The organism is Ruminococcus sp. OM04-4AA, assembly GCF_003462585.1.
GTDB classification, from domain to species: Bacteria; Bacillota; Clostridia; order Lachnospirales; family Lachnospiraceae; genus Mediterraneibacter; species Mediterraneibacter faecis.
The window spans coordinates 1-24,554 of sequence record NZ_QTZH01000001.1; the positions used below are offsets into that span (position 1 = coordinate 1).

Genomic DNA, 24,554 nt, shown 5'->3' on the forward strand with positions numbered 1-24,554 from the left:
ACATCACTTTGTTTTTTTTGGAGCAAGTTTCCCGTTCTATCTTGCAAGAATAGTCGAAAGATATATGTATAGAAGAACTACAACTTACTATGACTATTATGCAACATTTACAAGTAAACTTCCTTATATAGTTTATCTTATATCAGTGTTTATGTTCTTCTCAATGTGTGTATATCTAGCGACTAAACCTAAGAAAAAGCATGCGTTTATAGTACTTGCAATGTATGTTATGTCAAATGGTATATACCTTCTTATAGGAACTAGAAACCCATTTATACTAAGTCTTCTGTTTGCCTTAATATATTACTGTATGAGACAGTTTAGCGATAAGAAGGAAGTCTGGATAGCAAAGTGGAAAAAACTCTTATTATAGCATCAGTACCCGTACTTATGCTTGGCATGGGTGCCATGAACTACCTAAGAGATGATGCGGAAGTTGCAACAAACGGAATTATGGCGCTTCTTATAGATTTTATTTACAAACAGGGAACAAGCTTTGGCGTTCTTGCAAAAGGATACTTATATGAATGCTATCTTCCGGTAAGAGCTTTTAAAAATTATACATTTGGACCAATCATTGATTATTTCTATAGAGGAAATATAGGGGGAATGTTGTTTGGAACAACTCCGCTTCCTGAAAATAACTCTATAGAACTTGCTTTTGAAAGTAATAGTTATGCCCATAACATTTCTTATATTGTAATGGGAGATGATTACCTTCAGGGTCATGGTATAGGAAGTAGTTATATTATGGAACTTTTTACTGATTACAGATATATAGGAGTATTTGTATTTAGTATAATACTTGGAATCATTCTTGTGGCTATGATGAAGTTAGCGTATGCAAAGAAGGTCCTTCCAATGGCCTTAAGTCTTGTAATGCTTCAGGACATACTGTTCACACCACGTGCCAGCTTTATGTCAAGCTTCATGCCATTATTTACAGTTCAGTTCTGGATAGTTATGTTTGTTATATTCTTCGGGGCGACCATGCTCGAGCGGTATACGAAAAGCGATTATGAGGACTTTGATTTAAAAAAGGAGAAATAAAATGTTTGAAAATTATTCATTAGCAGATTTATTAGCTAACACTTACAAAAACTTTAAGAAAAACATTATTGTTGCACTTGCGGCATTTTTAGTTGTGCTTGCTCCATTTGTTTTAAAAGCAGTTCAGCATAAGGATGCTGATACTTCACATGGAACAAACTATTCTACATATATTGTTTATAACGTAGAATCAGACAGAGTTTCTGTCGGTGAGAATGGTGAGAAATTAGAGCCATTTAGTGAATTTTTCGCTAATCTTATTTATGCAAATATGAATGGTGCATATATTTTTGAGGATGTAGACGAGAAAGTTTTAGATAAGATTTCTGATGATCTTTCAATTGATAAAGTACAGCTTAGAAATACAGACAGCAACTACTGGTCTGGTAAGATTGAAGTTAAAAGTACCGCGGAAAATGGTTCTGTAACTGTAAGACTTTTAACAGCAAGTGAAGAGTTTAATGAGCTTGTCGAGGAAAAGGTTGATGCTCTTGTAAAAGAAGCAGAAACTCATCTTGAAAATGTAACTATAAATAAAGTAAACTCATTTACAACAAGCTCACCAACAGATACTGAAAATGAAGATGAGATCGCAGTTAAAGGTGTTGCTATCAATAAGGGAACAATTATCAAAGGTGCAGTTATTGCATTTATATTTGCAGTATTCTTTGTATTATTTATGAATTTTGTTCTCTATGTATTTAACCCTTCAATGAATGGTGTTTCAGCATTTGAGAAATACGGCCTTAAATTTATTTACGAATACAGAGGAACAGCTGATCTTGCAGAAGTTCTTAAATACGTTGAAGAAAATGAAGGTAAAGTTACACTTATGACTACTTCAGATAAAGTTAAAACTTCTTTTGATAAAAAACTCGCAAAAGACGAAAGCAGCGTAAAATATGATATTGTCAATGCAAAAGATACACATGCAGTTCTTGCAGCAGATAAGATCATGTTTATTGAAGAGTGTGGTATAACACGTTACAGAGACTTTGAAAAAGCCTTAAGACAGGCTGAAAACTTTGGCAAAGAAGTTGCAGGAGTTATAAATATTCCATTATAAAGTTATTTAAGCGGGAGGAAACAAAAATGGTATTTGGTGCAATATTAGCAGGCGGAAAAGGAACAAGAATGGGAATTGACAAGCCAAAACAGTTCCTTATGTTAGGAAGCAGACCTATTATAATTCATACAATTGAAAAGTTTATTCTTTCTCCTGACATTGATGAGATTTATGTAGGCGTTCATCCAGACTGGATTGATTATACAGAAGATCTTATTAAGAAATACATTGATTCAGATAAAAATATAATCCTTGTTCCGGGAGGAACTGACAGAAACTCAACGATCTTTAATATTATTGATGAGATCGAGAAGAGAAACGGAGACGATGAGGATAATATTATCGTTACACATGATTCGGTAAGACCTTTTGTTACACTTAGAATTATAGGAGAAAATGTTGAGATGGCTAAAGAATGCGGAGCTGTTGATACAGTTATAAGCGCAGTTGATACTATTGTTGTTTCTGAAGATGGAGAAAAGATTACATCTATTCCAGACAGAAGACAGATGTTCCAGGGACAGACACCTCAGACATTTAAAATTTCAAAATTAAAAGAACTTTACAATGATCTTTCAGATGATGAAAAAGAGATCCTTACAGATGCATGCAAAATCTGTGTTGTTAGAAACGTTCCTGTAAGACTTGTTAAAGGTGAAGTTTCTAATATGAAGATCACTACAATCGATGATATGAAAGCGGCTACAGCACTTATTATGGAGGATATAAAATGTTAAACAGTGTTTATCAGTTGATCACACCTAAGACAATATCCGTAAAACATGAAGATGTTGATACTAAAGATCAGGTTATTATAAGACCTGAATATCTTGCTCTTTGTCATGCTGATCAGAGATATTATCAGGGTAAAAGAGATATAAAGATTTTAAGGAAAAAGCTTCCTATGGCTCTTATACATGAAGCATGCGGACGTGTTATCCATGATCCTACAGGAACTTTTAAAGTAGGACAGTCTGTTGTAATGATACCAAATATACCTGGAAACAGAGAAGAGAAGGTTATTTACGAGAATTATGGAAAAGGCGGTGGATTCTTAAGCAGCGGGCATGACGGATTTATGAGAGAGTTCGTAAATCTTCCTGCAGACAGAGTAGTAGCTTTTGACGATATAGATAAGAGAATTGCAGCAATTACAGAATTTATAAGTGTTGGAATGCATGCTTATTTAAGATTCAGTCTTATTTCTCATGAATATAAAAATTCAATCGGTATATGGGGAGACGGAAGTCTTGCATTTATTGTGAGCAGTATCCTTAAGAAGAAATATCCGGATACAAAGATAATCGTTATAGGTAAGAATACAAGTAAACTTTCACAGTTCTCATTTGTTGATGAGACAATACTTGCTGATGACCTTGAAGAAGGTTTTAATGTGGATCATGCTTTTGAGTGTGCAGGTGGAGAGGGAAGTTTCTACGCTATTGATAATATTATTAAATATATCAATCCACAGGGAACAGTTATGCTTATGGGTGTATCGGAAAACAAGGTACCTATAAATACAAGAGATATTCTTGAGAAAGGTCTTACATTTGTAGGAAGCAGCCGTTCAGGACGCGTTGACTTTGAAAATGCCATTAAGTTTATGGAGGATAAGAGTATCCAGAGAAGACTTAAATCAATAATCTATGAAACAGACGAAGTAAAAAACATTTCAGATATACATAAAGCATTCAGCGTTGACATAGATACAGACTTTAAGACTGTATTTAAATGGAGCGTATAATTGCATAAATGTTAACTGAATATTCTCGTGCGGCAGAGCCGCCCGTCCGGTGTGGCGTGAGCACCTATCCAGACGGAATGAGCCACTTTAATGAGAGTGTTACTTTCGTAGTGATTTATCTAGACCATACACCTCACGCATGGACCTATCATGATCAGCATCAATAAAAGAAAAAGTAGAGGAAAGGAAATCTCATGAGAGGAAAACAGGCATTAAAAAATATGGTGGCAAGTCTGCTTTTACAGGTAATTGTTCTTTTGTCTGGATTGATATTGCCACGTTTTATTCTTGAGGCATATGGATCAAGTGTGAATGGAATGATCACTTCAGTAAATCAGTTTTTAACATATCTGGGTCTGGCAGAAGCAGGAGTAGGAACAGCAACAGTTGTTGCTCTCTATACACCTCTTGCGTTGAAACAGACGGAAGAAGTGAATTCAATTCTTTCGGCGACAAGAAAATTTTATAATAAATCCGGAATGCTATTTCTGGCATTAACACTGGTACTTATAGGGGTCTATCCGTTTTTTATTTCAGGACAGCTTGAGAATAGTCTTGTGCGCTGGATGATACTTGTCTTGGCAGGAAGTACTTTAGTGGATTACTTTTTTCTAGGTAAATACAGAGTTTTATTGACTGCAAATCAGGAAGGGTATGTGGTTGCACTGATTCAGGCAGCAGGAACGATCGTTAATATGGTTGTTTCTATTTTTCTGATTTATATTGGAGCAGGTGTTCTTTTTGTAAAGGCAGTTGCAACCGGTGTATACATGCTTCGTCTTGTATTGGTTAAAATCTATGTAAAACGAAAATATCCTGCATTAGATTTTTATGCAGAACCGAATGAAGGTGCTTTGAAACAAAAAAATGCGGCATTGCTTCATCAGGTTGTTGGTATTATTGTAAATAATACTGATACGACAGTGCTGACAATCTGTCTGGGAGCAAAGTCTCTTCTTGAAGTCAGTGTATATGGAATCTATATGATGGTGGTTAATGCCGTGAATCAGCTGATGACATCTTTTTCGAATGGTCTGACTGCAGGATTTGGAGAAGTGATCGCCAAGAATGAGGAAGAGACACTAAAAAAGAGCTATTCAAGTTATGAGTATATGTATTTTGTAATCATGTTTATTGTGATAGCCTGCATGGGAGTCCTGATCCTGCCTTTTGTCGGGGTATATACCATTAACCTGACAGATGTACAGTATGTACGTCCGGTTCTTGGAATTTTGTTTACATTAATTGTTTTTATGCAAAATGTAAGGATTCCGGGATTGACGATTATTTGCGCAGCAGGGCATTATAAGGAAACGAGATATCAGGCGATTTTGGAAGCTGTGATAAATATTACGGTTTCTCTTGGACTGGTATGGAAGTTCGGCATGGCAGGAGTTCTTCTTGGTACAGTATGTTCTTATGGATATCGTTCTTTTGAAATTGTGTTCTATACAAGTCGACATCTGGTAAAAGGATGTGCAAAAAAATCCATGTTTCGAATTTTGAGAAATGTATTTACAGTGGCAATTCTTTGTACGGTTGGAACATATGTTATTCCGCAGGAAATAACATCTTTTACTACATGGTTTCTCTATGCAATAGGAATGGGGCTGACAAGTGTTTTTTTTGTTGTGGTGATAAATTATGTGGTTGAACCAGATGAATTTATGCAACTTAGACATCGGGTGAATGATATAATTAAAAAGGAATAGAAGAAAAATAGGGGAAGCTTTGAAATGATTCCAGTCTTTGTTGTACTCAATCGGAGTTCTTATATTACCAAGTGAGGAGTTCTCTTATAAAATCAACGTTTTCCGCACATTTTTCGGATAAAAAAGGGTCAGTCGTGAAAAACTGCCCCTTTTTATTTTTAGTTGGATTAATTTCGATTACAACATTATGGTATCCAAACCCCATCAGCACCGACATAATAACGAGAATTATCCACCCATTGAGAAACTGCCATGCGTCCATCGGATTTTACATAGTAGACTCCGGAGATCCATTGGTTTGTCAGCATTTGACCAGAAGAGTTCATGAAATACCAGTATCCATTATAATAAATCCAACCGGTTACCATAGCACCACTGGAGTTCAAATAGTACCAACAATCATTGATGTATGTCCAGCCGGTTACCATAGCACCACTGGAGTTCATATAGTACCAGCAACCATTGATGTATGTCCAGCCGGTTACCATATAGCCATTGGAGTTAAACCAGTACCAGTTTCCTTTGATGTATTCCCATGAATTTGCAGGGTAAGTTCCATCAAAATGGCAGTACCACCAACCAGTATTATTTTTAACCCAGTATCCGTTATCCTTTGTATATCCTTCAGCAGAGTAAGTTCGCGGAGTGATATATTGAGTATAATCCTTGAAACCAAAATCAAGATCTACATTTTCTGAAATTCCATCTACTATTCCTTTGCAGCTGCTCTGCCATATGTTCCTTTGAATGGATAAATCATATTTATAGTTATAACGTGCAATCCAAAGATCAATTCCGGACAGATAAGAAGTATCGATATGATTTTTATACCAGTCTTCATTACAATACAGCATTGGTTCATATCCAGCTCGACGAATTTCATCAAAGAATGTTTTCGCTATTCGCCCAAGCTGTGCCTTACTTAGATTTTTTTGTGAGGAATCTTCTAAGTCGAGAACAATTGGATATGAAATCTTATATCCCTGTAGTTGATCAATTACAAACTGTGCATCATTTAATGATTGATTTTCAGTTGTGGCCGTGCTGTAATAGTAAACACCTACGGGGATTCCGGCTGCAATTGCATTTGTCATATTTTGATTATAATAGGTATCTAGTTTATGCTCTGAACCATGAGCAACTCGTATGAATGCAAATTGAATACCATCCTTTTTAACAGCAGTCCAGTCGATACTTTCTTGCCACTGAGAGACATCAATCCCTTTTAAAGACCCGCTTTCATAGCTATTATTGTCAATCCAATAACCATTACTATTGAAATAATACCATTGCCCATTAATCTTAGTCCAGTCAGTTTGCATCACTCCGCTGGAATTAAAATAGTACCATTGTCCGTCGATTAGCTTCCAACCAGTTGTTCTAACACCATTCTCATCCATATAATACCATTTTTTATAGACCATCGTCCATCCGGTGACCATATAGCCATTGGAATCAAAACGATACCATTCACCATTAATGCATTCCCAGGCGTTTGTGGAATAACTACCATCGTAATGGGCATACCACCATCCTTTACTGTCTTGAATCCATTGACCAGAAGAAGAATCACAGGTAGCAAGCTCATAGAAATTAAAAGAATCTATGACTTCTTTTCCAAGAGAAGAGCCAGCTGTATCTGTTTCTTCTTCGGCATGTGCTGTTAATGAGAAAGAACCAGTTAAAAATATCAAGGTGAATAATGCGAATCCTTTTTTAAATAAATATTTTTTGTGCAAATATGTTCTCCTTTCCATAGGGGTAGCATACAGTTTCCCCGTTATTAACGTAAAATCAATCAGTTATTCAAAATGATTATATCATTAAGTAAAATGAGAATCTAGTTAAGTAAGAAAAATTTAAAATATTTAAAATATTGTCTTGCATTATAAAAATAAAGGTGCTATACTACCTGTAGTTCACGAAAAAGGAGAAATATAAGTACATGAACAAACAAGAGCTTGATTTACTGAACATCATAAAAAAAGAAGCATATGTAAATCAGAGACAGTTATCAGAAGCTTCTGGTTATTCACTTGGTAAAGTGAATACTTCATTAGCAGAACTTGTGAAAGCCGGTTATCTGAATGCAGATTATAGATTGACCGAACAGGCAAAAGAGTTATTTACAGAGAATAGACCAAATCAGGCAGTGATTCTTGCAGCTGGAGCGGGAATGCGAATGATACCGATTAATACAGAAGTGTCCAAGGGAATGCTTGAAGTAAGAGGTGAAACCTTAGTAGAACGACTGATTAAACAGTTGAAAGAAAAAGGAATCCATAAGATCACTATCGTTGTTGGATTTATGAAAGAACAGTATGAATACCTGATCGATGAGTATGGAGTAGAGCTGGTTTATAATAAGGAATATGCAGTAAAGAACAATCTGTTTTCGTTGGCAAAGGTAAAAGATAGATTGGAAAATGCGTATATTGTACCGTGTGATCTTTGGTGCAGAACAAATCCTTTCTCAGAGACTGAACTGTATTCCTGGTACATGATTGATGAGATGCCGGATGAGGATAGTACGATTCGTATGAATCGAAAGATGGAATTAAAAGCAGTTGGTGATTCGGAAGCTGGTAATCATATGGTAGGAATTGCTTACATCAATAAAGAAAGTGCAAGAACTTTAGAACAGAAAATCAGTGAAATGAAAGAACATCGCAGATATTACAATTCATTTTGGGAAGATGCAGCAATGGAGAAAGGGAAAATGATTCTTTTCCCGAAAGAAGTAAAAAAAGGAGATGTTCTGGAGATTAATACATTGGAGCAGTTGAGAGATCTTGATGAGAATTCAGATCAGCTGAATTCAGAACTTCTTGATATTATTGCAGAGACGCTTTCTTGTGAACAGAAAGAAATCACAGAGATTGAACCCCTGAAAAAAGGAATGACTAACCGTTCGTTCCGCTTCCGTTGTGGTGAAAAGCGTTATATCATGCGAGTTCCGGGAGAAGGAACGGATAAGATGATTAATAGAAGCCAGGAGTATGATGTTTATCAGGTGATTGGTCCGAAAGGATCTGTGATCCAGTTCGATATATGTCGAAAGAAAAAGGGTATAAGATTACAGAATTTTTAGAGGGTGCAAGGAATTGTGATGCAGAAAATGAAAATGATGTGAAAGCATGCATGAAGTATCTGAGAAATGTACATGAGCAGAATCTGAAAGTAGATCATTCTTTTGACTTGTTTGAGCAGATTGAAAAATATGAACAGTACAGAAATGGAGAGAAATCCATTTATCGCGATTATGAGAAGACAAAGGAAAAAATGTATGAACTGAAATTCTTTGTTGATCAGCAGGAAAAAGAGTATACATTAACTCATATTGATGCAGTTCCGGATAACTTTCTCTTTGTGGATGACAGGATATATCTTATTGATTGGGAGTATTCAGGAATGCAGGATCCACATGTAGATATTGCTATGTTTGCAATTTATGCATTGTATGAGAAAGAACAGATTGATCGTTTGATTGATGCTTATTTTACAGAAGGGTGTCTGGAAGAAGTCAGAACAAAGATATATTGCTATATAGCAATCTGCGGTTTCTTATGGAGTAACTGGTGCGAATATAAGAGAATCCTCGGAGTGGAGTTTGGTGAGTATTCTCTGAAACAGTATCGTTATGCAAAAGAATTTTACAGGCTTGCAAAGGAGAGAATGGAAAATGACTAGAAATGCTATTATCATGGCTGCCGGAATGTCCTCAAGATTTGCACCATTGTCACTGGAGACACCGAAGGCACTTCTGAATGTGAAAGACGAAATTATGATTGAACGTCAGATTGGACAGCTGAGAGAAGCAGGAATTGATGAAATTGTTATCGTAGTCGGATATTTGAAAGAAAAGTTTGAATATCTGAAAGAAAAATATCATGTAATTCTTGTTGAAAATCCATATTACAAACAAATGAATAATTTTTCTACTTTGTATGTTGCGAGAGAATATTTGAAAAATACCTGGATTTGCTCAGCAGACAATTATTTCACAGAAAATGTATTTATGGAAGAAAGTGAAAATGCATTTTATGCTTCTGAATATGCAGATGGTGCTACAGAAGAGTGGTGTATCAAGACTGATAATACAGGGAAAATCATAGGGGTTCAGATTGGTGGCGAGAATGCATGGGTGATGAAAGGTCATGTATTCTTTAATGAAAAATTCAGTACACAGTTGCTGCCGTATCTTGAAGAAGCTTTTCAGAAAAAAGAACTGTGGGATGAATACTGGGAAAATCTTTATATGGCGCATATGGATGAAATGGAAATGTATATCAGAAAGTATGATGCCGGTATTATTGAAGAGTTTGACAGTATTGATGAATTAAGGGAATTTGATGTAAAGTACAAAGAATGTACGGGCAGCAAAGTACTTCGGGAGGTTTCAGAGAAATTGAATTGTCCGGAAGGGAAAATGATACAGATGAAACCGGTGAAATCCAATGGAGATGTGATTGGATTTGAGTTCTTATGTGATGGAAAGAAATATGAGTATTCTTATACATCAGGATTAAAGACAAGGTAAGTCGGAAAGGAAAGCAAATGGAAACGAAACAGACAAAACAGACAGAGAAAAAGAAGGTTGACTGGCTTATTACATTATTGCCATTAGGGCTTATTGTGGTTTTATGTATTTTATTCTTCTTTAAGCCGGAGCAATCCAATCAGGTGCTTAGTCAGATTAGATATGTATTTGGTGATACATTTGGAACTTATTATCTTGTGATTGGATTAGGTGTATTCCTGTTATCTATTTATGTAGCAACATCAAAGTATGGAAATATTGTTTTGGGAGCTCAGACTGAAAAACCAAAATATTCTTTCTTTGCATGGGGTTCCATGATGTTTACAGCAGGACTTGCGGCAGACATTCTGTTCTATTCTTTCTCAGAATGGGTCATGTATGCGACAGACCCGCACATTGCAGAACTTGGAAGTATCCGTGAATGGGCAGGCGTTTTCCCGATTTTCCACTGGAGTTTGATTCCGTGGGGATTCTATCTTGTGCTTGCAGTTGCTTTTGGATTTATGCTTCATGTACGTAATCGTGAAAGACAGAAATATTCTGAAGCCTGCAGACCGATTCTTGGAAAACATACAGATGGAATGCTGGGAAGAATCATTGACCTGCTTGCAGTATTTGCTCTGATTGCGGGAACAGCAACAACATTTAGTATTGCGACACCTTTGATGGCAAGTATTATTAATGAACTGTTTCATATCGAACTGAGCCGTACAGTTGTAACGATTATAATTATTTTGATTACATGTGTTATTTATACTTATTCTTTGTTACATGGATTTAAAGGAATTAGTTTTCTTGCGAAAGCCTGCGTATACCTGTTCTTCGGATTGCTTTTGTTTGTATTACTTTTTGGAGGAGAAACAAAATTCATTATTGAAAATGGTTTTGCATCTCTTGGAAAAGTGGTTCAAAATTTCTTTGAGCTTTCAACATTTACAGACCCGGAAAGAACAACATCATTCCCACAGAACTATACAATCTACTATTGGGCATACTGGATGGTATGGTGTGTGGCAGCTCCGTTCTTTATCGGAAACATTTCCAGAGGAAGAACAGTTCGTCAGACCATTCTTGGAGGATATGTATTTGGTGTTGGATCAACAATTGTAAGCTTTATTGTTCTTGGAAATTATTCTCTTGGAAAACAGATTAGTGGACAGATGGATTTTATCGCTGCTTATGAGAAGACGGGAGATCTGTATACAATGATCATTGGAGTAATACGTTCTCTGCCTTGTGCACCGTTTGTACTTGCTCTGGTATTGATTACAATGATTGCATTTTATGCAACTTCATTTGATTCAATTGCACTGACAGCATCATGCTATAGTTATCACAGACTGGGAGAAGATGAGAATCCAAACAGACTGATTCAGTTGATGTGGTGTATCCTGCTGATTCTCCTTCCAATTGCACTTGTGTTTTCGGAAAGTTCAATGAGTAATCTGCAGTCGGTTAGTATTATTGCAGCATTCCCAATTGGCGCAGTTATTGTGTTGATTGTGCTGAGTTTTATGAAGGATGCAAAGAAATTTATGGAAGAAAATGAAAAACAGAGGAAAAAGTAAGAGGATAAAAAGAGAGATATCAGTGCTTAATGCATTGTTATCTTTCTTTTTATAGTTTTGAAAGTTTTTAAAATGTATTCTTCCATGTAGACAACTCCACTCAAACAGTGTACAATAGGATAGTATATAAGTTTAAGACAACAAAAGAAGGGGTAATTATATGAAAGCAAAGAAATTGGCGGCAGTAGCATTATCACTGTGTCTTACAGTGCCAATGTTCAGCACAATTGTAAGTGCAGCTGATGGTTCTCTGATGTTCTCTGATCCACAGACAAAGGTTGGAGAGGAAGTAAGTGTAGATCTTGTTGTGAGATCTGGAAATTCAGCTGTTGGAGATGCAGATATTACAATGAGTTATGATACTTCTGCACTTCAGTTTGAAAGCGGAGAGGGTGTAACAGCAGACAGTGATGGCAAGCTTACATACTCAGGAAGCGGAGACGGAACAGCGACAGAACTTCGTACTACAATGACGTTTAAAGCATTGAAGATGGGAGATACAACGATCACAGTTGACAGCTCAAAGGCTTATCTGTATTCAGATGAGACACTGACATTAGACCAGGGATCTTCCGCAATTAAGATTGGACAGGCAGATGATGGTTCAACAGAGATTGAGGCAAATGGAAGTGAATCAACTGGCGCAGCTACTGATATTACGGTAAATGTGAATGGAACAGATTATAACTTCTCAGAAGAATTTGCAACATCTGCGATTCCGGTAGGATATAGTGAGACTACAAAGACATTCAATGGAGAAGAGCACAAGTTTGTTGCTAATGAGGCTGGCGTTACACTTGGATATTTGGTAGATGCTTCCGGAGAAGGAAAGTTTTTCCTCTACAATGAGGACGATTCTACATTCGTTCCATATACAGAATTGAAGATTTCTGACACAACATCGATTATTCTTTTAGCAGATAATGGAGGAGCAAAACTTCCGGATTCATACCAGGAAGGGGAACTTACAGTAGCAGATCAGACATATCCATATTGGGCAAATCCAGAGAATGATCGTTATGATCTTCTGTATGCAGTGAATACAAGAACAGGTGAAAAAGGGTTCTATCAGTATGATTCACAGGATGGAACTTATCAGAGTGTAGATGTTCAGACAACAGACAGTACAAAGAAGGACGCAAAAGGGATTGTTGGAAAACTGGAGTCGCTTGTAAAAGAGCATCCAATTGTTCTTCTGGCTGGAGGAGCACTCATCGTAGTTGTATTACTTGTTCTTATGATTATGTTTGCAGTAAAACTTGTGCATAGAAATCAGGAACTTGATGATCTGTATGACGAGTATGATATTCCTTTTGAAGATGAAGAAGATGAAGAAGATGACGAGCCGGTTGCTGCTAAGAAGTCAGACAGAAAGGCGTTTGGACGTAAAAAAGTAAAAGATGATGATTATGACGATGGTTATGATGATGATTTTAATGATGATTACGACGCCTTTGATGATGAGTATGCTGATTATGATTTTGATGATGATTACGATGATGATTATGATGCGCCGACAGGGAATACAAGAAATTTAGGAAAATCCGCTAAGAAATCAAAAAAAGGAAAAAAATCAGATGATTATGATGTAGATTTCATTGATCTGTAAGTTTAAGAGAAGGATGAAAGATACTGATTAGGTAGTTGAAAACATATAGACAGGATCAGAACTGTTCAAGAAGAAAGTTCTGATCCTGTTTTTCTATCGTTCTTTTCAATCTTTATTAATTGATTATACACAGATTTATCACAATGCGGAGTTACTATGTAAACATCAAAGAAAAAGAATAAACGAGAGAAGAGGTAATCTTTATGGAGAATCAATATAATTATTATAATTCAGATGGAATGAATGGAAACGGACAGAGCGAAACACCATTTCATGATGACAATGGTGGTCAGAAGCATCAAGCACCGCATGGTAAGAAGCCGCAAAAGAAAATTCCCAAAGCAGTGGCAGTGACAGGATTTGCACTATTGTTTGGAGTTGTTTCCAGTGGTACATTTCTGGCATCAAATGTTGTTGGAAGTAAAGTGCTGGGATTGACCGGTGTGACGAAGACTAATACTACGGCAACCAAATCTGTGAGCAGCAATGCTTCATTATCTAAATCTTCCAGTGTTGTAACTTCAGATGTTTCAAGTATTGTGGAAAATGTAATGCCATCAATCGTATCAATTACAAATATGAGTGTGCAGCAGGTTCAGGATTTCTTTGGTGGTGTGTCACAGCAACAGAGCGAAAGTGCTGGAACAGGAATCATTATTTCCCAGAATGATTCAGAACTTCTGGTTGTTACAAATAATCATGTAGTAGCAGGAAGCGATACATTAACAGTTACGTTTGATGATGGAACAAGTGTTGAGGCAAATATCAAAGGAACAAACTCAGAGTATGATATTGCTGTTGTGGCTGTTCCGCTTGACTCTATTTCAGATGATACGATGAAAAAAATTTCGGTAGCAACACTCGGAGATTCCACACAGCTAAAGGTTGGAGAACCTGCGATTGCAATCGGTAATGCACTTGGCTATGGACAGTCAGTAACAACTGGTGTAATCAGTGCTTTGAATCGTTCTGTTTCTGAAACAAACGAGCAGACTGGTGAGACAACAGAGAGTGATGCCAAACTGATTCAGACAGATGCAGCCATTAATCCTGGAAACAGTGGTGGAGCACTTGTAAATGCAAGTGGCGAAGTGATTGGAATCAACTCATCCAAGCTGGTTGGTGATTCTGTAGAAGGTGTCGGATATGCAATTCCAATCAGTGATGTATCCGATCTGATCCAGAATCTGATGAATCAGGCAACAAAGACAAAGGTTGCAGAAAAAGATCAGGGCGCAATTGGCATCAAAGGAATGAGCGTGCCGGCTGAATATTCCAAACAGCTGAATATGCCGGAAGGTGTTTATGTATCAGAAATCACAAAAGGCGGTGGAGCAGAGGCAGCCGGAATGACAAAAGGAAGTGTTATCACAGCAATTGACGGAACAACCGTATCAAGCATGGATGATCTTCAGGAACAGCTTCAATATTATGCCAAAGGAGATAAGGGGTCACTGACAATTCAGATTCCACAGAGTAATGGAGAATATGAAGAGAAGACAGTGGAAGTAACATTAGGTGCGAAATAAAACTACTTTTAAGTGAATGTATTATGTTTAGGGATTGTCACGTGGCAATCCCTTTTGCTGTTGTTCACAATTTTTCTTATCTTCCATACAATAACAAAAAAGATATAAGGATTTATTTTATGGCACCATATTGTTCTAATAGGAATACGAACTGTTATTGTCAGAATGGAAATTACAGACCACAAACAAGGCAAGAAAATGAAAGACAGCTTCATTGCAATATTCCTGTTCCTCCACTTCCGGAGCAGAAGTCGAAAAATTACTGTTGCGATGAGTGTGTTGGTGATTACAGCAAAACGGATGTTTTGCAAGAGTTTCCGGTTGCGATGGCTTATGTCCCATGGCAGCAGTGGAGAAAACTTCACGATCTCGGTTATGGATTTCAGTGTGGAACTATTTTTCAAGAGCTTGAAAACCATTTCGTGGAAAAGGAGGATGCTGTAAATGAGTTGCAATTGTCATGAAATGAATCGAAGAGAACTTTTTGAATATATAAATCAGATAAGTTTTGCAGTAGATGATGTTAAATTATTTTTAGATACACATCCTGAAAATCAGAAAGCACTTGACTATTTTCAAAAATATAAAGAGAAACGTATTGAAGCACTCAAAGAATATGCAGAGGTATACGGACCTTTAACTGTAGATACAGTCAGCGAAAACAGTGACTGCTGGAGTTGGATCAATGAACCATGGCCGTGGCAGGAAGGGGGATGCTGATTTATGTGGAATTATGAAAAAAGACTTCAATATCCTGTGAAGATAACCCAGACGAATCCGAAACTGGCGAAGATCATTATAAGCCAGTTCGGTGGGCCGGATGGCGAATTAGCTGCATCTATGCGTTATCTTTCACAGCGATATACGATGCCATATAAAGAGGTAACAGGGATACTGACTGATATTGGTACAGAAGAACTTGCCCATATGGAGATGATCTGTGCAATTATCTATCAGCTGACAAAGAATTTGTCACCGGAAGAAATTGAACGTTCCGGTTTTGCACCGTATTATGTTGATCATACACTGGCATTATGGCCACAGGCAGCCAGCGGAGCTCCGTGGACTGCAACGTATTTCCAATCGAAGGGAGATCCGATTACAGATCTTCATGAAGATCTTGCAGCAGAGCAAAAAGCACGGACTACGTATGATAATATCCTGCGGCTGATTAAGGATCCTGAAATCTGTGATCCGATCCGTTTTCTGAGAGAAAGAGAGATTGTGCATTATCAGAGATTTGGTGAAAGTCTAAGAATTGTACAGGAACATCTTGACAGTAAGAATTTCTATGCGATCAACCCAGAATTTGAATGAAGATGAAGTGTTTATTTTGTGAAAGGGATTGTCAGACGGCAATCCCTGATTTGCGTTTTGCGTTTTATGTATACACTGCTCAAAAATCCCCCTTTACTTTTTCCTATAAATCAGATATAATATACGCGTTGATGGGGAAACCATAACAATTAAATATACGATCAATGGGGATACTGTGATGTTATACTCACAGTATTTTTCTGTTTTTCTGATGAAAGGGACTTTTTTCCCTGAGTAAAAGAGGCTATAATAAAAGAGATTTATTGTCGGGTGTAAATATACGTTACTGTTCACTCCCGTGTCAATCACTCCGCTGATTGACACGGAGAATGCATGTTTTGGCTTGAATGCATCTCGCCCCATCGCCAAAGGCGATTTAAAATGGCGAGATGCGTTGCTGGTCGCACAACGTGTGAACAGTAACAATTATACAGTTGACAGTAATTAAAAAAGGAGAAGGCATATGTGTGGATTTGCAGGATTTGTCGGAGAAGTTGATGACAGAGAACAGGTACTTGTTAATATGATGAATACAATCGTACACAGGGGACCGGATAGTGCGGGAAAGTATGTGGATGAAGATGCAGCACTCGGATTTCGCCGTCTGAGTATCATAGATCTTTCTTCCGTTGGTGATCAGCCGTTGTACAATGAGGATCGCAGCATGGTTCTTGTATTTAATGGAGAGATTTATAATTATCAGGACCTGAGAGAAGAACTGAAAGCGGCAGGTCATGAGTTTGTATCGAATACAGATTCAGAGACACTGATTCATGGATACGAAGAGTGGGGCGAGAAACTGGTAGACCGTCTTCGCGGAATGTATGCTTTTGCAATCTGGGATACAAAGAAGAAAAGATTGTTTGCAGCGAGAGATATTTTCGGAATCAAACCGCTGTATTATGCGAATATGAATGGTACATTGATGTTTGCTTCTGAAATCAAAGCATTTATGGAGCATCCGAAGTTTGATAAGGTGTTCAATGAAGAGGCACTTGGAAACTATCTTTCTTTCCAGTTTGTTCCTACGAATGAGACATTTTTTAAAGGGGTGTTCTGTGTACAGCCAGGACATTATTTTACATATGAAAATGGAAAAATGAACATTACACGTTATTTTGAACCTCATTTTACAGGTGATTGTAAGAAACCGTTTGAGGAAGTTGTGGATGATGTAGAACGTGTGATGAAGGATTCCGTTGAGAAGCATAAAATCAGTGATGTAGAGGTTGCTTCTTACCTTTCCAGTGGTGTGGACTCCAGTTATCTGACTTATCTGGGACAGGTGGATCGTACCTTTACAGTCGGTTTTGATGAAGGTAAGTACAGTGAGATCCAAGATGCAAAGGAATTTGCAGCAAGCATTAATATGAAGAACGATGCGAAGGTGATTTCACCGGAAGAATATTGGGACAAGCTTTCAGATATTCAGTATTATATGGATGAGCCGGTTGCAGATCCGGCTGCAATCGCACTTTATTTCCTGAGTGCAGAGGCTTCCAAGAAGGTTAAGGTAGTTCTTTCAGGAGAGGGATCTGATGAATTGTTTGGAGGATATAATATTTATTGTGAACCTTTGGAACATACTTCTTTTAATAAAATACCGATGCCGGTACGCCGTTTCCTGGGTGCGTTTGCAGAACGCTGTCTGCCACGTGGTATGAAGGGAAGAGGTTTCCTTATGCGTCACGGAAAGACACTGGAAGAGAGATATTTCGCAAATGCGACGAATATTTTTACAGAGCGTGAGGCAAATCGTATTTTGAAAAAAGGATGTAAGCCGGGAATCCAAAAAGTGACAAAACCATTGTATGCACGTGTAAAAGGAAAAGATCCTGTGACAAAGATGCAGTATGTGGATCTTCATTTATGGCTGGTGCATGATATTCTGATGAAGGGTGACAAGATGGGAATGGCGAATTCTCTTGAAGTCAGAGTTCCGTTCCTTGACAGAGAAGTACTTGAACTTGCCGAGACACTTCCGTTAAAATACAAAGTACGTGCGCCAAAGACGAAGGTTGCATTGCGTGCTGCGGCAGAGCGACATATCAGAAGTAAGACAGCGGAGAAGAAGAAACTGGGATTCCCAATTCCGATTCGTGTATGGTTGAAGGAAGAGAAGTATTATAATATTGTAAAAGAGATGTTTGAGTCTGATGCAGCGAAGAAGTTCTTTGATACGAAGCTCCTGCTTAAGATGCTTGATGATCATAAGAATGGAAAGAATACGAATGAGAAGACAGATAACAGCCGTAAGATCTGGACAGTTTATATCTTCCTCGTATGGTATGACAGATTCTTTGAGCATGGAAAACCGGTTCATCCGGCGATGAGTGTTCAATAATAAAAAATGTATCTGCTGTTTATTAATTGGGAATGTTAAAAAATAGAATGGATACAGATTTTAGATAGGAGTATGTATGAGAAACTATGAGAGTGATGCTTATAGGAAATATCGAAGCTCAATGGAGCAGAGACAGAAGGTTGTGAGAACGTCAGGTTCTCCATATTCTCAGCAGACTGCGGTACAGGGAAAACGGCAAATAGTGGAAAGGTCTGCGAGTACAAAACGTAAAAGGACAAGAGAAAAGGGAAAACCTTATTATGATTATGATCTGCTTCTTGTAATTATTTTTCTGATGTGCTTTGGACTTGTAATGCTTTACAGCAGTAGTGCCTACAGTGCACAGAATGATTATAATAATGATATGTTTTTCTTTACAAGGCAGGCGATTATCGGTATTATCGGATTTATTGCAATGTTTATCGTTTCTAAGATTGACTATCATCTGTATGGTGCGTATGCAAAAGAATTTTTTTGGTTTTCAATGTTTTTGATGGCATTGGTGCAGACACCACTTGGCAAGACAGTAAATGGAGCAAGAAGGTGGATCAGGCTTCCGGGTGGACTGTCGCTGCAGCCGGCAGAGTTTACGAAGATTGCAGTGATTCTATTTATAGCATATGCAATCTGTCTCTTGGGGCAAAAGGCGAAGAAATGGGATGGAATTAAAATTTTGCTATTTTATGGTATTATTGCTTTCTTTGGCGCTTATAAATTAACAGATAACCTAAGTACAGCTGTTATTATTCTTTCAATCACAGTTGTTTTGATTTTTGTTGTGCATCCAAAGACAAAACCATTTGTTACTGGAGTAATTGCAGTAGGAATTGTGGGAATCATTGGAATTATTTTTTTGAAATATACACTTGCGGAAAGTGATAACTTCCGTATGCGTCGAATCATTGCATGGCTGAATCCGGAGGCAAATGCAGATACGGACAGCTATCAGTTTTTACAGGGATTATATGCAATCGGTTCGGGAGGTTTCTTTGGAAAGGGACTTGGAAACAGTACACAGAAGCTGCATGCGATTCCGGAGGCACAGAATGATATGATCCTCGCGGTTATCTGTGAAGAGCTTGGAGTGTTTGGTGCAATTCTCGTTTTGTGTCTGTTTGCCTTTATGCTTTATAGATTATTGTTCATAGCGAGAAATGCACCGGATCTTTATGGCTCTTTGATTGCAACAGGAATTTTCGCGCATATCGCGCTGCAGGTTACTTTAAATATTGCGGTTGTAACCGGATTGATGCCTACTACCGGAGTTACGCTTCCGTTTATTAGTTATGGCGGTACGGCGATTGTGATCTTGCTGGCCGAGATGGGAATTGCGCTTGGAATATCTTCGAAGATCCGGTTGAAATAAAGAGGAAAGATCTATTATGGGAGGAAAAACAAATATTAAGCAGCGACTAACGTATATAGATATTGCCAGAGCATAGGAATCCTTTTTGTTGTGCTTGGACATATAAATCAATTTTATAGAGATTCTCAAGGAATAGAATACTCTCAAATATTAATCTTTATTTATGCGTTTCATATGCCACTGTTTTTTTATTCTTTCAGGAATCTTATTTTCAGAAAAAACATTTCGTAATCTTTCGTTTTTTGATTTTTTGATTAAAAAGGTGAAGGGATTGGTAGTCCCATATTTGTTTCTTGATATTACAGCAGGTTTATATGGGGTGGTTGTTTCTTCGGAAATAAAGATTTCTTCTATTGTGGAAGTTGTGAAAAATACGTTAACGATTCATTGCAATGTTAGTGCGAATTGGTTTATATCGGCACTATTTATAGGAGAAATATTTTTATACTTTTTCTTAAAATATTATCGAAGTATGTATAGATATTTTGTGTGGATTCCATTTCTTATTATACCTCGGTATTATCCATTTTCAACACATTGGATAAATGTTTTTGTGCGTGGTGTGATTGCATTTACTTTTATGCTAGTGGGGTATTACTTAAAAGATTACTATAAAAGTGATGTAAATAAGCGATGGGATGTGATTATTCTTTCAGGTACCCTGACCTATATAATAGCGATGCTAATGGGCAAATTGATTTTTGGGGCAGTAGAGTGGGAAATCCAATTTTGTGTTTGATTGGAGGTCTGATTGGAGCCTATTGGGTTATTGGCTTATCGAAGAATATAAAATCTAAATTACTTGTGTTTATAGGACAAAATACAATGACAATGATGGGGACACACATGATTGTATTTGGAATCGTATGGAATTTGTGTTCAATAACATTTTTCAATATCATGCCGTTGCTGACAGCAAATCTATATGGGGAAATTTTAATATTTATTTTGACAATTGCCGCTAATTTACCAATCATGTATGTATATAATCGATATCTTCCATTTTTAATTGGAAAACATAAGTGAGCTTTTTAAAAACAGCTCTTTTCAACTTATTGAAAGTATGCTATATTAATATGTAGTATTAAAAACCACGTAAAGTAGGATGAAAAAATATGTGATAGAGCATGGGAGGATATAAGTTATGAGTTACAGAGTGATCGTAGATAGTTGCGGAGAGCTGACCCTACAGATGAAGGAGAGTGGAATTTTTAAGACGGCTTCTCTTAGCATGGAAGTGGATGGCTTTCACATTCCGGATGACGAGACATTTGATCAGGCTGATTTTTTAAGAAGAGTGGCTGCAAGCGAGGAATGTCCGAAGTCATCCTGCCCATCCCCGGAGCGTTATATGGAATTATACAAGTGTGATGTTGACAGAGTCTATGCAGTTACTTTGTCAGGGGAATTGAGCGGATCTTATAACAGTGCACTTCTTGGAGAGAAACTTTATAAGGAAGAAGGCGGAGAAGAAAAGATCCATGTATTTAACTCTCGTTCAGCATCTGTCGGAGAGACGTTGATCGGACGAAAGATTCAGGAATGTGAAGAAGCCGGAATGGATTTTGAACAGGTAGTTGAAACGGTAGAAGCTTATATTGAAGAACAGCATACGTATTTTGTTCTTGAGAATCTTGATACACTTCGTAAGAATGGACGACTGACAGGACTGAAATCTCTGGTAGTCAGCGCATTGAATATCAAGCCTGTTATGGGTTCTACCCCAGAGGGAACAATCTGTCAGTTGGATAAGAGCAGAGGAATGAAGAAAGCTTTGGCGAAGATGGCAGAGCATGTCGCGAAGGACGCTGTAAAACCGGAGGAGAAGATTCTTGCAATTGCACATTGCAACTGTCCGGAACGTGCAGAGGTCGTCAGAAAATTGATTTTGGAGAAAGTAAAGGTGAAAGATACCTTTATTGTAGATACAGCAGGAATTAGTAGTATGTATGCGAATGATGGTGGAATTATTGTTGTACTTTAAGATGTGCTGTGGTAAAATAATTGCTAAAGACCTAATAGGAAGGGAGCAGGCAAGAGATGAGTCAGGCGAAGGTGGATCGTTATAAGAAGGAAAAGGCGGACCGAAAGAAGACAATGCGTAAAGAGAAGATCATGCGCAATGTAAAAAGATGTGTAGCGGGAGTAATTGCACTTGCAATTGTTGGCTGGTTCGGATATTCAGCATATGATCTGCATTCTTCCAATCAGGAACGTGCAGTTGCAGAAGTGAATTATGACTCTGTTAAGGATTATCTGAGTACACTTTCAGCAGAATAAGGTTGTTATAATTACATATAGTGCAATAAAAAGAGGTTGTCGTATTATGTGATACGTCCTCCGGTTATAGGATTTTTATATTTCGTTATCCTATAGGAAGGTGGCATATCATTGTTAAAGCGGCAACCTCTTTTTGCGTTTCTTGCAACCAAAACAGGAAGTGAACAGTAACGTGAACTCTGAAAAGAAACGAAAAAGTTCATAAAAAGGACTTGAAAAAGGTGGAAGTGTGGTTTACAATGGAGCTAAGTGGTGAGAAGTGGTAGAATGTGGTGCGATATGGAGAAAGAGTGGAAGCAAAGGGATTACGGTAGTGATACCTTTAGTGGACATGAAGATTTCCATAGATTCCAGAGAAAGGGTTTCGTATGTTATTAGGAGAGTTTAACCATAACATAGACGAAAAAGGCAGACTGATCATCCCGGCAAAGTTAAGGGAAGATCTTGGTGACAGCTTCGTGATCTGTAATGGATTAGAGGGCTGTCTATTTGTCTATTCCCAGGAAGAATGGAATAAATTCGTAGCCGAACTCGAAAGCTTACCACGAATGAACAAGGATGCCAGAATCTTTAAACGCTACTTTTTTGGAAGTGCATCTGAGGGCAGTTTCGACAAGCAGGGGAGAGTTCTTGTCCCACCGTCACTTAGAAAGAATGCACATCTGGAGAAGGAAGTAGTTCTGGTCGGAGTCCAGGATCGTGTTGAGATCTGGGACAAGGCACTCTGGGAAGAGAAAAACCAGATCAGCGAGGAAGATCTGGATGCGATTGCAGAACGTATGGAAGCGATCGGAATTCGCATCTGATGACAACAAAGACCGCCAAGTGAGGCAGTCAGAAGGAGGAGTCTATGGCATTCGAGCACGTTTCAGTGCTGTTGCATGAGACAGTAGACGGTTTGAACGTAAAACCGGATGGCATCTATGTAGATGCCACGTTAGGTGGAGGCGGACATGCATATGAAGTCTGTACAAAGCTTGGCGAGCAGGGGAGATTAATAGGTATAGACCAGGACGCTGATGCAATTAAAGCAGCAGGAAAACGCCTGGAAGGTTTCGGGGAGAAGGTCACAATAATCAGGAGCAATTATTGTGATATGAAACCGCGGCTTCATGAAATAGGAATTGACAAAGTAGATGGAATCACAGTAGATCTTGGAGTTTCTTCTTATCAGTTGGATACAGCTGAGAGGGGATTTTCATATCGGGTTGACGCACCTCTTGATATGCGTATGGATCAGCGTCAGAAGATGACAGCCAGAGACATTGTCAACGACTATAGTGAATCGGAACTTTATCGTGTGATTCGTGATTATGGCGAGGACAGATTTGCTAAAAATATCGCGAAGCACATTGTTGCAGAACGAGCAAAAGGTCCGATTGAGACAACAGGACAATTGAATGAGATTATCAGTCATGCAATACCAATGAAGATTCAGAAGACGTCAGGACATCCGTCAAAACGTACATTTCAGGCTCTTCGAATTGAATTGAATCATGAGCTTGATGTTTTACGGGATACATTAGATGATATGATCGATCTGTTGAATCCAGGAGGAAGACTTTGCATTATTACATTTCATTCGCTTGAAGACAGAATTGTGAAGAGTTCTTTCCGTAAGAATGAGAATCCGTGCATTTGTCCAAGTCATTTTCCGGTTTGTGTATGTGGAAATGTATCCAAAGGGAAAGTGATCACCAGGAAGCCAATCCTTCCGTCAGAAGAGGAGTTGACGGTAAACAGCAGATCAAAGAGTGCAAAGCTTAGAATCTTTGAACGTGCATAATTTGATATCACAGGGAGTATTTAGAGTATAAACGAAACGTTCCTCCGGGAAGGGGAGAGCCCGGCGGAACAAGAATCCAGAGAAAGGACAGGAAAGCGATGGCGAGAAACACAGGTCGCAGACAGCAGAATAGACCAGCAGCAGACTGGAACCACTTCTATGTGTACGGTAGTGCCGTGCGTCAGCCAGAAGCTTTACCGTCTGGAAATGGGACAGTTCGTAAGCCAAAGAAAAAAAGAATAAGCCATCAGGTGATTAAAAACCGGCATCGTGCGCAGCGGATCAGTCCGGCATATGCGACTTTTCTAATTGTGGCGGCAGTCTGTGCGGTTTTTATATGTGTTATGTATTTACGCTTACAGGCAGATGTTTTGAATCGTGCAGATCAGATCACAGCGCTGCAGCAGGAACTGACGGATCTGAAGGAATCAAATGATACTGCACATCAGGCAGCAGAAGATTCTGTTAATCTTGAGAGTGTTCGTGAAAAGGCAATGAACGAGATGGGAATGGTTTATGAGTCTCAGGGCAAAGTGATTCATTATCAAAGCCCGACAAGTGACTATGTAAAACAGTATGATAACATCCCGGAAGATGGCGTTTTGGCGCAATCCAAGGATGTGAAAAATAAGGAATAATG

22 protein-coding genes and 1 pseudogene are annotated in these 24,554 nt (G+C 38.1%); 22 read left to right on the plus strand and 1 reads right to left on the minus strand.

What is annotated here, in order from left to right:
• Positions 1-64: 64 nt before the first annotated feature.
• The 5 genes and pseudogenes from DXB52_RS00010 (at position 65) to DXB52_RS00030 (ending at position 5,575) form a co-directional block, all read left to right on the plus strand.
• Positions 65-1,050, plus strand: a pseudogene (locus DXB52_RS00010) (O-antigen polysaccharide polymerase Wzy family protein).
• A gap of 1 nt (position 1,051) precedes the next feature.
• Positions 1,052-2,116, plus strand: a complete 1,065-nt coding sequence (locus tag DXB52_RS00015) for a hypothetical protein (protein ID WP_117960206.1) — start codon at positions 1,052-1,054, stop codon at positions 2,114-2,116.
• Between the two features lie 26 nt (positions 2,117-2,142).
• Positions 2,143-2,853 carry an IspD/TarI family cytidylyltransferase gene (locus DXB52_RS00020; protein ID WP_117909516.1) on the plus strand — a complete coding sequence of 237 codons (711 nt, stop codon included), beginning with the start codon at positions 2,143-2,145 and terminating at the stop codon, positions 2,851-2,853.
• Positions 2,847-3,863 (plus strand): alcohol dehydrogenase catalytic domain-containing protein, encoded by a 1,017-nt coding sequence (locus DXB52_RS00025; RefSeq protein ID WP_117909514.1) that lies wholly within the window; start codon positions 2,847-2,849, stop codon positions 3,861-3,863. Before DXB52_RS00020 ends, DXB52_RS00025 begins: the two co-directional genes overlap by 7 nt.
• Before the next feature lie 194 nt (positions 3,864-4,057).
• A complete protein-coding gene (locus DXB52_RS00030; protein ID WP_117909512.1) occupies positions 4,058-5,575 on the plus strand; it encodes a lipopolysaccharide biosynthesis protein in 1,518 nt (505 codons plus the stop codon).
• 185 nt (positions 5,576-5,760) lie between these two features.
• On the opposite strand, the gene DXB52_RS00035 is transcribed toward DXB52_RS00030, so the two are convergent.
• Positions 5,761-7,314, minus strand: coding sequence for a glycoside hydrolase family 25 protein (locus DXB52_RS00035; protein WP_181981394.1), 1,554 nt, complete (start codon positions 7,312-7,314; stop codon positions 5,761-5,763).
• A 206-nt stretch (positions 7,315-7,520) separates the two neighbouring features.
• Between DXB52_RS00035 and DXB52_RS00040 the strand changes: the two genes are divergently transcribed.
• The 17 genes from DXB52_RS00040 to DXB52_RS00120 all read left to right on the plus strand — a co-directional run bounded on the left by DXB52_RS00040 (position 7,521) and on the right by DXB52_RS00120 (position 24,552).
• Positions 7,521-8,666 carry an NTP transferase domain-containing protein gene (locus DXB52_RS00040; protein WP_318546073.1) on the plus strand — a complete coding sequence of 382 codons (1,146 nt, stop codon included), beginning with the start codon at positions 7,521-7,523 and terminating at the stop codon, positions 8,664-8,666.
• Positions 8,627-9,265 (plus strand): phosphotransferase, encoded by a 639-nt coding sequence (locus DXB52_RS16420; protein WP_318546074.1) that lies wholly within the window; start codon positions 8,627-8,629, stop codon positions 9,263-9,265. Before DXB52_RS00040 ends, DXB52_RS16420 begins: the two co-directional genes overlap by 40 nt.
• A complete protein-coding gene (locus tag DXB52_RS00045; RefSeq protein ID WP_117960212.1) occupies positions 9,258-10,115 on the plus strand; it encodes an NTP transferase domain-containing protein in 858 nt (285 codons plus the stop codon). Before DXB52_RS16420 ends, DXB52_RS00045 begins: the two co-directional genes overlap by 8 nt.
• A gap of 17 nt (positions 10,116-10,132) precedes the next feature.
• The gene (locus DXB52_RS00050; protein WP_117874954.1) at positions 10,133-11,683 is read left to right on the plus strand and encodes a BCCT family transporter; all 1,551 of its coding nucleotides are present in this window, start codon (positions 10,133-10,135) and stop codon (positions 11,681-11,683) included.
• Positions 11,684-11,843: 160 nt separating this feature from the next.
• Entirely contained in the window at positions 11,844-13,292 is a 1,449-nt protein-coding gene (locus DXB52_RS00055; RefSeq protein WP_117960214.1) for a cohesin domain-containing protein, read from the plus strand.
• A 203-nt stretch (positions 13,293-13,495) separates the two neighbouring features.
• Entirely contained in the window at positions 13,496-14,821 is a 1,326-nt protein-coding gene (locus tag DXB52_RS00060; protein WP_117960216.1) for a S1C family serine protease, read from the plus strand.
• Between the two features lie 119 nt (positions 14,822-14,940).
• The gene (locus DXB52_RS00065) at positions 14,941-15,285 is read left to right on the plus strand and encodes a spore coat associated protein CotJA (RefSeq protein ID WP_472519877.1); all 345 of its coding nucleotides are present in this window, start codon (positions 14,941-14,943) and stop codon (positions 15,283-15,285) included.
• On the plus strand, positions 15,266-15,541 hold the full coding sequence (locus DXB52_RS00070) for a spore coat protein CotJB (RefSeq protein WP_117960218.1): 276 nt from the start codon (positions 15,266-15,268) through the stop codon (positions 15,539-15,541). The genes DXB52_RS00065 and DXB52_RS00070 overlap by 20 nt, the downstream gene beginning before the upstream one ends.
• Before the next feature lie 3 nt (positions 15,542-15,544).
• Positions 15,545-16,138 carry a manganese catalase family protein gene (locus DXB52_RS00075; RefSeq protein ID WP_015528852.1) on the plus strand — a complete coding sequence of 198 codons (594 nt, stop codon included), beginning with the start codon at positions 15,545-15,547 and terminating at the stop codon, positions 16,136-16,138.
• Between the two features lie 463 nt (positions 16,139-16,601).
• Positions 16,602-18,482, plus strand: a complete 1,881-nt coding sequence (gene asnB, locus DXB52_RS00080) for an asparagine synthase (glutamine-hydrolyzing) (RefSeq protein WP_117960220.1) — start codon at positions 16,602-16,604, stop codon at positions 18,480-18,482.
• Positions 18,483-18,558: 76 nt separating this feature from the next.
• The gene (locus tag DXB52_RS00085) at positions 18,559-19,848 is read left to right on the plus strand and encodes an FtsW/RodA/SpoVE family cell cycle protein (protein WP_117960222.1); all 1,290 of its coding nucleotides are present in this window, start codon (positions 18,559-18,561) and stop codon (positions 19,846-19,848) included.
• A gap of 163 nt (positions 19,849-20,011) precedes the next feature.
• Positions 20,012-20,587: an acyltransferase family protein gene (locus tag DXB52_RS00090; RefSeq protein WP_118106221.1), complete on the plus strand. Its 576-nt coding sequence runs from the start codon at positions 20,012-20,014 to the stop codon at positions 20,585-20,587.
• Positions 20,588-20,992: 405 nt separating this feature from the next.
• Positions 20,993-21,832 (plus strand): DegV family protein, encoded by an 840-nt coding sequence (locus DXB52_RS00100; RefSeq protein WP_117960226.1) that lies wholly within the window; start codon positions 20,993-20,995, stop codon positions 21,830-21,832.
• 56 nt (positions 21,833-21,888) lie between these two features.
• Complete coding sequence (locus DXB52_RS00105) at positions 21,889-22,128, plus strand: hypothetical protein (protein WP_015528856.1); 240 nt, start codon at positions 21,889-21,891, stop codon at positions 22,126-22,128.
• Between the two features lie 368 nt (positions 22,129-22,496).
• Positions 22,497-22,934: a division/cell wall cluster transcriptional repressor MraZ gene (gene mraZ, locus DXB52_RS00110; RefSeq protein WP_015528857.1), complete on the plus strand. Its 438-nt coding sequence runs from the start codon at positions 22,497-22,499 to the stop codon at positions 22,932-22,934.
• A gap of 44 nt (positions 22,935-22,978) precedes the next feature.
• Positions 22,979-23,914: a 16S rRNA (cytosine(1402)-N(4))-methyltransferase RsmH gene (rsmH, locus tag DXB52_RS00115; protein WP_015528858.1), complete on the plus strand. Its 936-nt coding sequence runs from the start codon at positions 22,979-22,981 to the stop codon at positions 23,912-23,914.
• Between the two features lie 98 nt (positions 23,915-24,012).
• Positions 24,013-24,552, plus strand: a complete 540-nt coding sequence (locus DXB52_RS00120; RefSeq protein WP_118106225.1) for a hypothetical protein — start codon at positions 24,013-24,015, stop codon at positions 24,550-24,552.
• Positions 24,553-24,554 lie beyond the last annotated feature (2 nt).